This window comes from Microbacterium sp. M4A5_1d (genome assembly GCF_053345465.1).
The window spans coordinates 218,265-232,459 of sequence record NZ_JBKFAD010000002.1 but is presented as its reverse complement, the minus strand read 5'-3'; the positions used below and the strand labels follow the sequence as shown (position 1 = coordinate 232,459).

Genomic DNA, 14,195 nt, shown 5'->3' with positions numbered 1-14,195 from the left:
CATGACCGACATTTCCCCTGCCACCACACGCGCCCGTCGCGGCCGTCGCGGTGCCCGCGTGCTCGGCTGGCTCGCCGCTGCCGCGATCGCGCTGGCCCCTCTCGCCTCTCCGGCAGCCGCTCTCGCCGATTCCCCGCCGAGCCCGGCGCCGACCCCGACGGCCAGTGCGACGCCCGGATCCCCCGGCATCGCCTCGCTCATCGCCGCTCCCGCGAGCGGCGGCATCGTCGCAACCGGCGCGGACGCCGTCATCTCGGTCGACCAGCGCAACGGATCGCCGCGCGCGCTGCCCGCCGGCGCGCTGTCGGTGACCTTGTCACGCTCGGCCCTGACCTCCCCACAGGCGGTCGTCGACTGGCTGCGGCCCGACGCTGACGCTGAAGAAGCCCTGCCGGCCTTCGAAGAGGTCGCGCGCGCCGACGTCGCCGAGCTCCCCGCGGGTGACGAGCGCGCCACCGACGTATCGATCCCGGCGACCGAGAAGAACCTCGTCGGTCTCGCCCCCGGCGTGTACCCGATCGCCGTGTCGGGCCCCGGCGGCTCGGCGCGCACGGTCATCACCGTGCCCCGTCCCGACGCCCCGGCACGCACGGCGACCGTCATCGTCCCCATCACCGCAGGGGCCCGCACCACAGGCCTGCTCACGGCGACCGAGCTCACGGAGCTCACCGCCGAAGACGGGGCGCTCAGCGCGGTTCTCGACGCCGTCACCGGGACGACTGCGGTTCTCGCGATCGATCCCGCGATCGTGGCGTCGATCCGCGTGCTGGGCTCGGGCGCGCCGGCAGATGCCGTGGGCTGGCTCACGAGCCTCATGGCGCTTCCCAACGAGCGCTTCGCCCTGCAGTTCGGCGACGCCGACCTCGCGACCCAGGTGCACGCCGGCCTGACAGCCCCGCTCGAACCCACGACGCTCGAGCCGTACGCGGACCCGGCGAACTTCAGCGCCGCAGCGGGTTCCACCGCTCCCGCCAGCGTGCCCGACACGCGTCAGCTCCTCGCGGTCGGAACCGCGGCGAACACCGTTCGCGACGTCTTCTGGCCCGCCAGCGGCACAGCCGGCGCGAACGTCGTCACGACCGTCGACGCTCAGGCCGGAGCGGATGCCGACGCGCTGACTCTCGTGCCGTCCGACACCGTCTCCGGGGGCGATAGCGGGGTTCGCGCCGCTATCGGTGACGCCGACCTGCTCGTGTACGACCAGGTGGTGTCGGCCGAGCTGGCGCGCGTCGCCGCGGCATCCGACGACGCACCGGTTCGCAACGCCGAGCTCGCTGCGGCGAACGCGCAGGTCGCCCTGAGCGGCGACCGTCCGATCGTGGCGACGATCGACCGTCCCGCGACGAGCTCACGCGCCAGCGTCCGAGCGGCCATCACGGCGGTCACCGGCAGCCCGGGAGCGACGCCGACCTCACTCCAGGATCTCCGCGCCGCCGACCGTGCCCAGGTCACCGTTGCCGATATCCCCGCCGATGACGATCGCGTCGCAGCCCTGCAGCGCTTCCTCGCCGACGAGGAACGGCTCGCGACCTTCGCCACGGCCTTGGTCGAACCCGCGCAACTGACGGCGCGGGAACGCACCGCCATCCTCCAGCTGATCGGCGACGCTTGGCTGGCCGAGCCGATCGGCTGGGCAGCGGCCGTGGCGCAGCACGAGGAGAACACCGAGAGCACGCTGGACGCGGTCGGCATCGCCAACCCCGGCACGATCAACTTCCTCGCGACGAGTGCCCCGATCCCCGTCACCGTGCGTAACGACCTGCCCTGGCCGGTCTCGCTCGTGCTCTTCGCCGAGACCGGCGACCCCCGCCTGATCGTGCAGAAGGCGACGGTCGTCGAAGCGGGCGCGCAGCAGAACACCCGCGTCGACGTGCCGGTCGAGGCACGCGTCGGAAGCGGCGAGACCACCCTCAGCCTGCAGCTGCGGAGCACGGCCGCCGTGCCGATCGGCGCGTCGGAGCGCATCGGCCTCACCGTGCGCGCCGAGTGGGAGTCGGTCGGCATCACCGCCATCGTCATCATCGTCGTCGTCCTCATCGCAGGCGGCGTGATCCGGACGATTCTGAAGCTCCGACGTCGGCGGAGCGAGACCCCCTCCGGACAGAACGACATCCCCGAACAGCAGGAGAACACCGAGTGAGCGGAATCGGCCGGGCAGGAGCGGTCGTCGCCGCGGGAACACTCGTCTCCCGGGTCACGGGCCTCGTGCGCAACATCGTGCTCGCCGCGGCGCTGGGGACCGTGGGCGCCGGTGCGGCGGACGCCTTCACGCTCGCCACGCAGCTGCCCAACAACATCTACGCGATCATCTCCTCCGGCCTCCTGGCCGGCGTGATCGTCCCCCAGATCATCCAGGCGGCCAAGCACCGCGACGGCGGCAGCGCTTTCGTGTCCAAGCTGCTGACCCTCGGGGTGATCGCCCTGGCGGTGACGACGGCGCTGGCCGTCATCGCCGCCCCGTTGCTCGTGATCGCATACGGCGACAAACTCGCGCCCGAGACGCAGGCGCTGGCGCTGGCTTTCGCGTACTGGTGCCTCCCCCAGCTGCTCTTCTACGGCCTGTACGCGCTGCTCGGCGAGATCCTGAACGCCCGCCGGGTCTTCGGGCCGTTCGCGTGGTCGCCGATCATCAACAACGTCGTCTCGATCGCGGGCTTCCTGCTGTTCATCTGGATGTTCGGCGTCCGTGAGGATGCCGCGGGCTGGACCCCGACGATGGTCGCGATCGTGGGCGGCACAGCGACGCTCGGCATCGTGTTCCAGGCCCTCGTCCTGCTGCTCTTCTGGCGCCGTGCCGGGCTGCGCGTCCGCCCCGACTTCCACTGGCGCGGCATCGGGCTCCGCCACATCGGACGACTGGCCGGGTGGACGTTCCTCATGGTCGTCGTCGGTCAGATCGCCGGGCTCATCCAGACCAACATCGTCGGCTCGGCGTCATCGAGCGGCCCGTCGATCGCCGTCCTGTCATACGCCTGGCTCGTCTTCATGCTCCCCTTCTCGGTGATCGTGCTGTCGATCGGCACGCCGTACTTCACGCGCCTCAGCGAACACGTCTCCGCGAACCGGCCCGACGCACTGCGGGCCGATCTGAATTCGGCGACCCGCACCATCGGGATCTTCATGGTCGGAGCCCTCGCGGCGATCGTGGCGGCGATCGTTCCGATCTCCCGCGTCTTCACGAAGACCCCGGATGCCGCCCAGGCCTTCGCCTGGGTCCTCGCGGCGTACCTGGTGGCTCTCCTGCCGCTGTCGTTCCAGTTCGTGCTGCAGCGGACGTTCTACGCCCACCAGGACACTCGCACTCCCTTCTTCTTCACTCTCGCCCAAGCGGTGCTGGTGGTCGTCACCGCCCTCATCGCTGCCGCGATCCTGCCCCTCGAGCACCTCGCTGTCGGCATCGCCCTCGGGCAGTCGCTCGCGAACGTCGTCCAGCTCGCTCTCGCCGTCATCCTGCTGCGACGCAAGATCGGTCCGCTCGGCCTCGGCGGAGCCGTCCGCGCCGTCGTCCGCTTCGTCGTCGCCGGCATCCCCGCCGCCGCCGTCGGCTGGCTCGTCTTCGCTCTTCTCGGCGGCAGCGCGGGCTGGGTCGCTGGCGGCTACCTCGGAGCCCTGTTCGGCGGAGCCGTCATCGGCCTGGCGACCCTCGTCGTCTACGTCATCCTCCTCGCACTCCTCCGTGCCCCGGAGCTCGGCACAGCCGTGCGCACGGTGCGCCGCATCCTCGGCCGCTGACACCCCTCCCCCACGGCCGCCGGGGAATGCCTCGCGGCTACCATGGGTTGGACGTGTCGGGGTATCCGCGACGCGGATTCCAGACCCCAGAAAGGGATGTCGACGTGCGACAGGTCATCATCATCGGATCCGGCCCCGCCGGTTACACGGCCGCGATCTACGCGGCGCGCGCGAACCTGAAGCCGCTGCTGATCGCGAGCTCGGTCGAAGCGGGCGGCGAGCTGATGAACACCACCGAGGTCGAGAACTTCCCCGGCTTCCCCGAGGGCATCATGGGGCCCGACCTCATGACCAAGATGCAGGAGCAGGCCGAGAAGTTCGGCACCGAGGTCCTCTACGACGATGTCGTCGAGCTCGACATCGACGGACCGGTCAAGAAGGTCACCCTCGGCAGTGGCGCCAGCCACGAGGCTGACAGCCTGGTCTTCGCGACCGGCTCGGCCCCGCGCAAGATCGGCATCGAGGGCGAGAGCCGCCTGTCGGGCCGTGGCGTGTCGTACTGCGCCACCTGCGACGGCTTCTTCTTCCGCGAGCGCACGATCGCCGTCGTCGGCGGCGGCGACTCGGCCATGGAGGAGGCGACGTTCCTGACGAAGTTCGCGTCGAAGGTCTACGTGATCCACCGTCGCGACGAGCTGCGCGCCTCGAAGATCATGCAGAACCGCGCCATGAACAACGACAAGATCGAGTTCATCTGGAACAGCGAGGTCGCCGACATCCTGGGCGAGGATGCCGTCACGGGTGTCGTCCTCCGCGACACGGTCGACGGCTCGACGCGTGAGCTCGCGCTCGACGGCATCTTCGTGGCGATCGGATACGACCCCCGCACGCACCTCGTGCACGGATCTCTCGACCTCACGGAGCACGGCACCGTCTGGGTCGACGGTCGCTCCTCGCGCACCTCCGTCCCCGGCGTCTTCGCGGCCGGCGACGTCATCGACCCGACGTACCGCCAGGCGGTCACCGCCGCGGGCAGCGGAACCGTCGCTGCACTCGATGTCGAGCACTACCTCGCCGCCCTGGGCGAAGCGTCCGAGCCCGCGGCCGACAGCTCCCCGCTCCGCGGTCGCCCTGACGAGGGCCTCGAGTCACTCGTCGCCGAGACCGAGACGAACGACGAGAGCGACGCGGCCTGACGGCCGCACCGCGGAACAATTCACCCGCCCACGTCGTTGACGTAGGCGACACCCTTTCGAAGGAGATCACCATGACCGCCAAGGCCACGACCGAGAGCACCTGGCAGCAGGACGTCCTCGACGCCGATGGACCCGTCCTCGTCGACTTCTGGGCCGCCTGGTGCGGTCCGTGCCGCATGGTCGGACCCATCCTCGACGAGATCGCCACCGAGCACCCCGAGAAGATCACGGTGCTCAAGCTGAACGTCGATGAGAACCCCAACCTCGCCATGCAGTACCAGATCACCTCCATCCCCGCGATGAAGGTCTTCAACAAGGGCGAGGTCGAGAAGACGATCATCGGCGCGAAGCCGAAGTTCGCACTCGAGCAGGACCTCGCCTCTTACATCGGCTGACCCCAGACACACGGAAGCCCCGGTCGGATCACTGATCTGACCGGGGCTTTTTCGTTTCGGTCCGCTGCTGTCGCGGTTCGTCAGGAGGCGTCGGCGCGCGTCGCTGCGTCCCACCGACGGTGCGGCTCACTGCCCAGCAGGCGCCATACGGCTCGGGTCAGTTCGGGGTGATCCATCGCGATCTGACGAAGGACGCGATAGTTGCGGGACGAGCTGGGGCGACCCCCGCCGTAAGCGGCGATGTTCTCGGCGCGCAGCATGAGAACGACGAGCTCGTCGACGGAGGGCAGCTCCTCCATGAACTCCCATGGGTCTTCGCCAGCGCGGAGCCGCTCCTCGACGAGGACGGAAAGTTCATCTGCTGCTTCAGCCCGCAGCAGCTCGACGCTGGCACGCCTGGGATTCCGCTCGTCTGTCACCGAACAAGCCTACGTCGCGCCACCGACATGGGGGTCAGCGTGCGCCGTACGCGTCCTCGCCCAGCTCGGCGAGGATGCGGTTCAGATCCTGAATGGTCGCGAAGTCCACGACGATCTGCCCCTTGCGCGCGCCGAGCGAGATCTTCACCTTGGTGTCGAGGCGGTCGCCGAGACGCCCGGCGACCTCGTCCAGGTGCGCGCGGACTCCCCCGGCCTTCGGCGCGGGGCGTCGAGTCCCCGCCGCCTCGATCGTCTTCGCCGCTGCTTCGGCAGCACGTACCGAGAGATCTTCGTTCACGATCTTGTCGGCGAGGCGCTGCATACCGTCCGCACCGTCGACAGAGAGGATCGCGCGCGCGTGGCCGGCACTGAGCACGCCGGCCGCAACACGCTGCTGGACCGGAACCGGCAGGCGCAGAAGGCGGATGGTGTTGCTGATCTGCGGGCGTGAGCGTCCGATACGGGTCGCGAGCTCCTCCTGGGTGATCCCGAAGTCCTCGAGCAGCTGCTGATAGGCGGATGCCTCCTCGAGCGGATTCAGCTGAGAGCGGTGCAGGTTCTCGAGGAGCGCGTCCCGGAGGAGATTCTCGTCCGACGTGTCGCGCAGCACGGCCGGGATCGCCGTCAGGCCGGCCTCGCGAGCGGCGCGGGTGCGGCGCTCACCCATGATCAGCTCGTACTTGCCGTCCTCGTTCGTGCGGACGACGACCGGCTGGAGCACGCCGAACTCGCGAACGCTGTGCACCAGTTCGGCGAGGTCTTCGCTGTCGAAGTGGGTACGGGGCTGCCGCGGGTTGGGCACGATCTCGTTCGGATCGACCTGGATCAGTGCGGTTCCGGGAATCGAGACGAGCTCGGGACCCTCCTCTGCCTTCACTTCTGCGGGCGCCGGCACCTCCGTGGCAGCTGTCGTCGTCTTACCCCCGGGGAAGAAGACATCGACGGGCCGGGCCTCGGTTGCCTCGGACGTGGGGATGAGTGCGCCGATTCCTCGGCCCAATCCGGTGCGCTTGGCCATCAGGCTTCTCCCTTGTTTCCTTGTACCGCCGCAGATGCACGCTGCGCGATCTCGACGGCTGCCTCGCGGTACGCCACCGCGCCAGCCGATTGCCCATCGTAGGCGATGACCGTTTGACCGAAGCTCGGTGCTTCCGAGACGCGAACCGAGCGCGGAATTACCGTGCGGAGGACCTCATTCGGGAAGTGCGACCGCACTTCCTCGGCCACCTGCTGGGCCAGACGGGTACGTCCGTCGTACATCGTCAACAGGATGGTCGACAGGTGAAGACGGCTGTTCAGGTGCTTCTGGATCATGGAGACGCTGCCGAGGAGCTGGCTCAGACCTTCGAGCGCGTAGTACTCGCACTGGATGGGGATCAGCAGCTCGTGCGCGGCCGTGAAAGCGTTGATCGTCAGGAGCCCGAGCGACGGCGGGCAGTCGATCACGACGAAGTCGATGCGGTCAACCACAGAAGCGAGGTATTCCTCGACCGCCGTACGCAGCCGGTGCTCCCGCGCGACCTGCGAGACCAGCTCGATCTCTGCGCCTGCCAAGTGGATCGTGCTGGGCGCGCAGAGCAGATTCGGAGACTCGGGACTCACCTGCACGATGTCCGAGAGGGGGAACTGGTCGATCAGCACGTCGTACACGCTCGGGATGTCAGCACTGTGCGGCACGCCCAGGGCGGTCGAGGCGTTGCCTTGCGGGTCGAGGTCGATCACCAGCACGCGGGCGCCCAGCGAAGCCAATGCAGCAGCGAGGTTCACCGCGGTGGTCGTCTTCCCGACGCCACCCTTCTGATTAGAGACGGTGATGACTCGTGTATCGCCGGAAAAGTCGACCGAAACGGCGTCCAGGGCCCGGCGGCGGGACGAAAGATCCGCCAGTTCGCGCGCGAGCGGAGAATCGAACGTCAAGGACACGCGGCCCGATTCGGGTTCTGCCATTCGTTCAACTCCTCGGTTCGTGTTCTCACTTTACGGACGGCCTCTGGTGTTTCACGTGAAACGGCCGCCGACGATGTTTCACGTGAAACATGAGGTGGCAACATGCTGGATCCGCTGTTTCACGTGAAACATCACCGCACCGTTGCACGCAGGACGCGCGTGGGCTCAGCGAGGACAGACTCTCCGACCATCTCCACGCGCACATCACGCAGCTTGAAACGGCGGATCACCTTGTCGGCAGCGGCGATCTCCGCTTCAGCATTCGCGCCCTTCAGCAGGAAGAGCTCTCCCCCATCGCGAACGAGCGGCGCTGTGATCGGGACGAGCGTACGCAAGGCGCTGACAGCGCGAGCCGTGACGCCATCCAGCGTCCCAGCGCCGTTCCATTCTTCGGCGCGGGATCGAACGATCTCGACGTTGTCGAGGCCGAGATCTGCTACCTGCTCGGTGAGCCAGGTGACTCGTCGTTCCATCGTCTCGATGAGCACCCATTCGACGTCCGGTCGCGCGATCGCGAGCACGAGCCCAGGCAGACCCGCGCCGGATCCAACATCTCCGACACGGCCCGTGAAAAGTGGAGCCGCGGCCGCGCAGTTGAGAACGTGCCGAGTCCACAGTCTCGGCAACTCGAGCGGGCCGATCAGGCCGCGCTCCTCGCCGTGCGCTGCCAACGCAGAGGTGTAATGCCGGGCCAGGTCCACCCGAGCGCCGAACAGCGCCTCGACGGCACTCGTCGGCTCCGGCTCGATCACGGGTGTTTCACGTGAAACATCAGCCATGTCGGATGACGGTGTGGCGGTCTGCGCCTTCGCCGTACGACTCCGAGACGACTCCACGCTCAGACGCGATGTCATGAACCAGCTTCCGCTCGTAGCTGGACATCGCCGGCAGCGATGCCTGCGATGCACCGTCGTTGAGACGCTCGACGGCACGGTCGACGAGACGCTCGAGCTCGCGCCGGCGCGCGTCCCGCGATCCCCCGATGTCGAGGATGAGGCGTGAGAACCGTCCGGTCTTCGTCTGAACGGCGATCCGCGTCAGCTCCTGCACCGCCTGCACGACGTCGGGGTCCGACAGCACACGCAGCGCGCTCGGGTCGTCCGCCTCTACCGATACGTATGCCCGTCCGGCGCGCACGTCGAGGTTGAGGTCGCCGTCGATGTCGGCGATGTCGAGCAGGCCCTCGAGGTAATCAGCGGCGATGTCGCCTTCGTGCTCGAGCTCTTCGACTGTCGCGTCAGCGCGCTCAGCCGCCGGGGACTCCGTGGGGTTCGTCATGATTCCTCGCGTGGTTCGATCTGTGCGATGAGGGATGCCGGCAGGGTCAGCCCTGCGAGCCATCCTTGTTCGACTGCTTCTTCGCGCGCTGCTTGCTCATCGGCTGCTGGCGCTTCGGCTGAGCCGCGCGGGCACGCTCAGCCTCTTCGAGGAGTCGCTGCTGCTCAGCCTGGTACTTCTCCATGGACACGACGCGACCCTTGGCGTCGAGGGCCTTGCCCTTGCGTGCGAGGCGCTCCTCGCGGGCCTTCGCCGCCTCCGAGCCGGGGGTCGGCAGGTTGCGGATGACGATGAACTGCTGCGCCATGGTCCAGATGTTCGACGTGAACCAGTACATGACGACGCCGAGCGGGAAGAAGACACCGGAGAAGATGAACGCCAGCGGCAGCACGTAGAGCATGATCTTCTGCATCTGGTACGCCTGGCCGGTCTTCGCCTCGGGCGACAGGTTCTTCGAGATGATCTGCAGCTGGGTGATGAACTGCGACGCGATCATCAGCACGACGAGGATCACGAGGATGGTGACGGTTGCCGTCTGACCGAGGTTGATCGCCTCGATCATGTTCGTGTGAAGCGGCGCCACGTCGAACAGCTGCGCGTCGTAGAACTGCTTCGTGAGGTCGACGTTGAGGAGGCCGACACCGCCCACGCCCCACTCGGCGTGCTTCTTTACGTCACTCAGCGTGTAGAACATGCCGAGGAGGATGGGCATCTGCACCAGCAGCGGAAGGCAGCTCGACACTGGCGTCGTACCGTGCTTCTTGTACAGAGCCATCGTCTCGCGGCTCATGGCCTCGCGCGACAGCTGATCGCGCTTTCCGCGGTACTTCTCCTGGATCTTGCGCATCTCGGGCGCGAGCTCCATCATCTTGCGCTGACTCTTGATCTGCCGCACGAACAGCGGAATCAGGGCCGAACGCACGACGATGACCAGACCGATGATCGACATGACCCAGGTCGCGCCTGCGGCGGCCGGCATGCCGACAGCGGTGAGAACCCAGTGCCAGAAGACCAGGATCGCCTCGACCAGGAACTTGAACGGCCACATGATCGTGCTGAAGAAGTCAGCACCGCCGGGAGGAGGAGTCGTCGGGGTCGGCACGACGGGAGTCGGCGTGGCGAGGAAGAGATCCAGCACGGGATCAGTCCTTTCTCGGCGGCACGACGAAGCCGTGCCTGGTCAGGGTGTGGCGGAAGTCCCGATGGGCGGGGACGTCATCGACGCCCCCCTGCGCCCACGGGTGGCATCGGGCGAGCCGAGCGGCGGCGAGGGCGGAGCCCTTCACGAGCCCGTGCTGCTGCACGGCCCCCACCGCGTACGCGGAACAGCTCGGGTAGTACTTGCAGACGTCGCCGTACAGCGGCGAGACAACGGAACGGTAGGCGTGCAGCAGCGCGATCCCGGCATTGCGCGGAACGAGCGGCGCCGCGCGGAGCACGGATGTCGCGGCCAGGTGTCCCTCACCGACGGAAGCGGTGGGCAGCGTCGACCAGCTCATACCGCCGCTCGCCGTCGCAGACACCGTTCCACCTCGTCTCTCAGGTCAGCGAAATCCGAGCGCGCCGCTGAGGGGAGAGCTCGGATCACGATGTCGGCGCCCTCACGGACGTCGGGAAGCGCTTGCGCGCAAACGGCCTTCAGCCGTCGGCGCACTGTATTGCGCACGACGGCTGATCCGACTTGCTTGCTGACGATGAAACCGAACCGGGGAGCTCTGCTCGCACCGGTGGACACCACGTAGGTCACGGTGTGCGCACCGGCACAGCGAGCACCCCCGCGGACGACGGCCTTGTAATCCGCCCCGCGCGTGATCCGGTTTCCGCGCGCCAGCACAGAAGAGGCTGTGTCAGGCCGACAGCTCGGTGCGGCCCTTGCCGCGGCGAGCCGACAGGATGGCGCGACCGGCGCGGGTGCGCATGCGGGCGCGGAAGCCGTGCTTCTTGGCGCGGCGGCGGTTGTTGGGCTGGAACGTGCGCTTGCTCATAGGGATCACTCCGGATCGGCGGTCACCGGAACGCTTCAGACCGGGGACACGGGGGTACAGGACTGCCCTCGCGGGCATAAGTCAACCGACTAAGGGTACGTCGCGATGCCCGGTAACTCAAACCGGAGCGACGGGAACCCGCAATTATCCACCGCTGTACACAGGCCCTGGCGGCGACACGCGGGCCGGAACTACAGTGGATTTGGCGCTCCCGACACCGCATGACTAGCGTGTCACGGGCAGTTATCCACAGCTATCCCCAGTTTGGCGCGTAGCTGTGTGGAAAAGCATCGATCATCCGCGGGGGAACTCTTGGCTCAGCACGATCTCCCGGACGTACCGGTGTGGAACGCGGTCCTCGACCTGCTTGCCGACGATGACCGGGTGACCCCGCAGATGCAGGGGTTCCTGAGTCTCGCTGTGGCTCAGGGCGTGATGGGGGGAACGCTCTACCTCGACGTTCCGAACGACCTCACCGCCGCCCAGCTCAACAAGCGCCTGCGCCAGCCGATCATGGAAGCGCTCGCACACGTCCATGTCGAGCCCGGTGCCTCGAGCTACCGCGTCGTCATCAACCCGGAGCTCGCCGACGCGCACCTCACGGCGCCGATCCCGGTTCAATCCGCGGCTGCGCCGGCACCGCTGCGGCCGGCCGGCGAGGAATACGTCGAAGCGCCCGTCTCCACCTCGCGCCATGACACCCGACTGAACCCGAAGTACACGTTCGACAACTTCGTGATCGGGCAGTCCAACCGCTTCGCCCACGCGGCCGCGGTCGCCGTGGCCGAGGCTCCCGCGAAGGCGTACAACCCGCTGTTCATCTACGGCGACTCGGGGCTCGGCAAGACGCACCTCCTCCACGCGATCGGCGACTACGCGCTCAACCTGTACACCGGCATCCGTGTCAGGTACGTGTCGAGCGAAGAGTTCACCAACGACTTCATCAACTCGATCGCCAACAACCGCGGTTCGGCCTTCCAGGCGCGGTACCGCGAGGTCGACATCCTGCTGATCGACGACATCCAGTTCCTGCAGGGTCGCGCCGAGACGCAGGAAGCGTTCTTCCACACGTTCAACACCCTCCACGATCACGACAAGCAGGTCGTGATCACGAGCGACGTGCCCCCTCGACACCTCACCGGTTTCGAGGACCGCATGCGGAGTCGCTTCGAGTGGGGCCTGATCACCGACGTGCAGGCACCCGACCTCGAGACCCGCATCGCTATTCTGCGCAAGAAGGCGCAGTCCGAGCGTCTCCTCGTCCCCGACGACGTCCTCGAGTACATCGCCACGAAGGTCTCGTCGAACATCCGCGAGCTCGAAGGCGCGCTCATCCGCGTGTCGGCGTTCGCGAGCCTCAACCGGTCGAACCTCGACATCTCCCTCGCACAGACCGTGCTGCGCGACATCGTGGATCAGGATGACGCGAACGTCATCTCCCCCACCGACATCATCACGGCGACCGCGCAGTACTTCCGACTGTCCGTCGACGATCTGTACGGTTCGAGCCGTTCGCAGGCCGTGGCCACCGCACGACAGATCGCCATGTACCTCTGCCGCGAGCGCACCAGCCTGTCGCTGCCCAAGATCGGTCAGCTCTTCGGCAACCGCGACCACACCACCGTGATGTACGCCTACAAGAAGATCAGCGAGCTCATGAAGGAGCGCCGCTCGATCTACAACCAGGTCTCCGAGATCACGTCGCAGCTCGGCCGACGCTGAGCTCAGCTTGACAGGGGTCGCGCGACGCCCGATCATGCCGTTCTGCACAGTGTGGAAAACCTGTGGATAACTTCGATTCGTCGTCGAAGAGTTGTGAACGAATCACACATCTCCTGTGGATCGCCGCTCGACAGCGATCCGAGCGCGGCCGACGTCATCCCACGATCATCCGCAGCCGGCTCACAAGTTACATCCGTGTGGTTCCCGTGTCCCGACTGGTATCAACCGAGTTGTCCACAGTTTCCACAGCGGAGATGAAGAAGACAGTTACATCTAGAGAATTTGCGATTCGATCACCTCGACGGCGGTGAGGCCGGTCGCAACCGTGCTTCGGGAACCGCTCGGGTTGGGCACTAGCATGGGAGAGCTTTCATCCACGACAAGGGAGCGCCAGTGAAGTTCCAGGTCAATCGCGACGTCTTCAGCGAGGCTGTGTCGTTCGTCGTGAAGCTCCTCCCCCAGCGCAACCCGCAGCCGATCCTCGCGGGTGTGCTGATCGAAGCCACCGAGGCGGGTCTCTCGCTGTCGGCGTTCGACTACGAGGCGTCCGCACGCACGACGATCGAGGCCACCGTCGACGACCCGGGCACGATCCTCGTGCACGGTCGTCTGCTGTCGGAGATCGCCAGCCGCCTGCCGAACGCGCCGATCCAGATCGCCGTCGACGACGACGGGATCCTCCTCACCTGTGGATCTGCGCGCTTCACGCTCGCGTCGATGCCGGTACAGGAATATCCCGCGATCCCCGAGGTCTCGGGCGAATCGGGTGTCGTGCCGGCCGAGGACTTCGCCACGGCGATCTCGCAGGTCGCCTTCGCGGCGTCGCGCGATGACGTGACTCCTGTGCTCACCGGCGTTCAGCTCGAGGTGAGCGGCACCCAGCTCAGCCTCGTCGCCACCGACCGTTACCGCGTGGCGCTCCGCGACATCCCGTTCGACAGCGGGATCGTCGCCGACGAGAACACCACCACCGCGCTCGTCCCGGCACGCACACTCACCGAGGTGGGTAAGACGTTCGCCCACTCCGGCGACATCACGGTGTCGTTCTCCGGTTCCGGCGACCGCGAGATCATCGCCTTCACCGCCGGCAACAAGACGGTCACGTCGTTGCTCATCAAGGGGAACTTCCCGCCGGTCCGCCGCCTGTTCCCCGAGGCGACCGACCACCACGCCGTCGTCAACACCGGTGAGCTCATCGAAGCCGTGCGGCGTGTCGCCCTCGTGCTCGACCGTTCGGCTCCGCTGCGTTTCACGTTCGGCGCCGACGGGGTCTCGATGGATGCGTCGGGCACTGAGCAGGCACGCGCGACCGAGTCGGTCGACGCGACGCTGACGGGCGAGGAGGTCGTCATCGGCCTGAACCCGCAGTACCTGCTCGAGGCGCTCGCGGCCGTGAAGAGCGAGTTCACCCGCGTCACCTTCACCTCGAGCGAGAACGCGAACAAGCTCAGCCCGATTCTCATCACCCCGCAGACCTCGGGCGGCGTGGAGTCGTTCAAGTACCTGCTGCAGCCCAACCTCCTCCTGCGCTGATCGCCCCGATCACGACCACCTCGGTGGGACTGTCGGAGACGAGAACTA

The 14,195-nt window shown here is 67.2% G+C and carries 15 protein-coding genes; 6 read left to right on the top strand and 9 right to left on the bottom strand.

Annotated features, from left to right (window positions below):
• Window position 1 precedes the first annotated feature (1 nt).
• The 4 genes from ACLBWJ_RS09290 (at window position 2) to trxA (ending at window position 5,263) form a co-directional block, all read left to right on the top strand.
• On the top strand, window positions 2–2,140 hold the full coding sequence (locus ACLBWJ_RS09290) for a DUF6049 family protein (RefSeq protein ID WP_274179130.1): 2,139 nt from the start codon (window positions 2–4) through the stop codon (window positions 2,138–2,140).
• Window positions 2,137–3,732: a murein biosynthesis integral membrane protein MurJ gene (gene murJ / locus ACLBWJ_RS09285; protein WP_274179129.1), complete on the top strand. Its 1,596-nt coding sequence runs from the start codon at window positions 2,137–2,139 to the stop codon at window positions 3,730–3,732. The genes ACLBWJ_RS09290 and murJ overlap by 4 nt, the downstream gene beginning before the upstream one ends.
• A gap of 104 nt (window positions 3,733–3,836) precedes the next feature.
• The gene (gene trxB, locus ACLBWJ_RS09280) at window positions 3,837–4,868 is read left to right on the top strand and encodes a thioredoxin-disulfide reductase (RefSeq protein ID WP_274179128.1); all 1,032 of its coding nucleotides are present in this window, start codon (window positions 3,837–3,839) and stop codon (window positions 4,866–4,868) included.
• A gap of 71 nt (window positions 4,869–4,939) precedes the next feature.
• Window positions 4,940–5,263 carry a thioredoxin gene (gene trxA / locus ACLBWJ_RS09275; RefSeq protein ID WP_023953450.1) on the top strand — a complete coding sequence of 108 codons (324 nt, stop codon included), beginning with the start codon at window positions 4,940–4,942 and terminating at the stop codon, window positions 5,261–5,263.
• Window positions 5,264–5,343: 80 nt separating this feature from the next.
• Here trxA and ACLBWJ_RS09270 read toward each other — a convergent pair whose 3' ends face one another.
• The 9 genes from ACLBWJ_RS09270 to rpmH all read right to left on the bottom strand — a co-directional run bounded on the left by ACLBWJ_RS09270 (window position 5,344) and on the right by rpmH (window position 10,892).
• On the bottom strand, window positions 5,344–5,682 hold the full coding sequence (locus ACLBWJ_RS09270; RefSeq protein ID WP_269268412.1) for a tryptophan synthase subunit alpha: 339 nt from the start codon (window positions 5,680–5,682) through the stop codon (window positions 5,344–5,346).
• Between the two features lie 34 nt (window positions 5,683–5,716).
• Entirely contained in the window at window positions 5,717–6,700 is a 984-nt protein-coding gene (locus ACLBWJ_RS09265) for a ParB/RepB/Spo0J family partition protein (protein ID WP_274179127.1), read from the bottom strand.
• Window positions 6,700–7,629, bottom strand: coding sequence for a ParA family protein (locus ACLBWJ_RS09260; protein WP_274179126.1), 930 nt, complete (start codon window positions 7,627–7,629; stop codon window positions 6,700–6,702). The genes ACLBWJ_RS09265 and ACLBWJ_RS09260 overlap by 1 nt, the downstream gene beginning before the upstream one ends.
• A gap of 131 nt (window positions 7,630–7,760) precedes the next feature.
• Window positions 7,761–8,408: a 16S rRNA (guanine(527)-N(7))-methyltransferase RsmG gene (gene rsmG, locus ACLBWJ_RS09255; RefSeq protein WP_274179200.1), complete on the bottom strand. Its 648-nt coding sequence runs from the start codon at window positions 8,406–8,408 to the stop codon at window positions 7,761–7,763.
• Complete coding sequence (locus ACLBWJ_RS09250; protein WP_274179125.1) at window positions 8,401–8,907, bottom strand: Jag family protein; 507 nt, start codon at window positions 8,905–8,907, stop codon at window positions 8,401–8,403. The genes rsmG and ACLBWJ_RS09250 overlap by 8 nt, the downstream gene beginning before the upstream one ends.
• 46 nt (window positions 8,908–8,953) lie before the next feature.
• Window positions 8,954–10,042 carry a membrane protein insertase YidC gene (yidC, locus tag ACLBWJ_RS09245; RefSeq protein ID WP_112616914.1) on the bottom strand — a complete coding sequence of 363 codons (1,089 nt, stop codon included), beginning with the start codon at window positions 10,040–10,042 and terminating at the stop codon, window positions 8,954–8,956.
• Window positions 10,043–10,049: 7 nt separating this feature from the next.
• Window positions 10,050–10,406, bottom strand: a complete 357-nt coding sequence (gene yidD, locus ACLBWJ_RS09240) for a membrane protein insertion efficiency factor YidD (protein ID WP_269268416.1) — start codon at window positions 10,404–10,406, stop codon at window positions 10,050–10,052.
• On the bottom strand, window positions 10,403–10,741 hold the full coding sequence (rnpA, locus tag ACLBWJ_RS09235; protein WP_023953438.1) for a ribonuclease P protein component: 339 nt from the start codon (window positions 10,739–10,741) through the stop codon (window positions 10,403–10,405). The genes yidD and rnpA overlap by 4 nt, the downstream gene beginning before the upstream one ends.
• A 13-nt stretch (window positions 10,742–10,754) precedes the next feature.
• Window positions 10,755–10,892 (bottom strand): 50S ribosomal protein L34, encoded by a 138-nt coding sequence (gene rpmH, locus ACLBWJ_RS09230; RefSeq protein ID WP_036304730.1) that lies wholly within the window; start codon window positions 10,890–10,892, stop codon window positions 10,755–10,757.
• A 396-nt stretch (window positions 10,893–11,288) separates the two neighbouring features.
• Between rpmH and dnaA the strand changes: the two genes are divergently transcribed.
• A complete protein-coding gene (gene dnaA / locus ACLBWJ_RS09225; protein WP_447660357.1) occupies window positions 11,289–12,614 on the top strand; it encodes a chromosomal replication initiator protein DnaA in 1,326 nt (441 codons plus the stop codon).
• Between the two features lie 393 nt (window positions 12,615–13,007).
• On the top strand, window positions 13,008–14,147 hold the full coding sequence (dnaN, locus tag ACLBWJ_RS09220) for a DNA polymerase III subunit beta (protein WP_112615514.1): 1,140 nt from the start codon (window positions 13,008–13,010) through the stop codon (window positions 14,145–14,147).
• The last annotated feature ends 48 nt before the right edge of the window (window positions 14,148–14,195 follow it).

Excerpts from the sequence above, each read along its gene's own strand:
- ACLBWJ_RS09290 (WP_274179130.1), top strand. The coding sequence starts at position 2 with ATGACCGACATTTCCCCTGCCACCACACGCGCCCGTCGCGGCCGTCGC.
- trxA (WP_023953450.1), top strand. The coding sequence starts at position 4,940 with ATGACCGCCAAGGCCACGACCGAGAGCACCTGGCAGCAGGACGTCCTC.
- ACLBWJ_RS09265 (WP_274179127.1), bottom strand. The coding sequence starts at position 6,700 with ATGGCCAAGCGCACCGGATTGGGCCGAGGAATCGGCGCACTCATCCCC.
- ACLBWJ_RS09260 (WP_274179126.1), bottom strand. The coding sequence starts at position 7,629 with ATGGCAGAACCCGAATCGGGCCGCGTGTCCTTGACGTTCGATTCTCCG.
- rsmG (WP_274179200.1), bottom strand. The coding sequence starts at position 8,408 with ATGGCTGATGTTTCACGTGAAACACCCGTGATCGAGCCGGAGCCGACG.
- ACLBWJ_RS09250 (WP_274179125.1), bottom strand. The coding sequence starts at position 8,907 with ATGACGAACCCCACGGAGTCCCCGGCGGCTGAGCGCGCTGACGCGACA.
- yidD (WP_269268416.1), bottom strand. The coding sequence starts at position 10,406 with ATGAGCTGGTCGACGCTGCCCACCGCTTCCGTCGGTGAGGGACACCTG.
- rpmH (WP_036304730.1), bottom strand. The coding sequence starts at position 10,892 with ATGAGCAAGCGCACGTTCCAGCCCAACAACCGCCGCCGCGCCAAGAAG.
- dnaA (WP_447660357.1), top strand. The coding sequence starts at position 11,289 with ATGCAGGGGTTCCTGAGTCTCGCTGTGGCTCAGGGCGTGATGGGGGGA.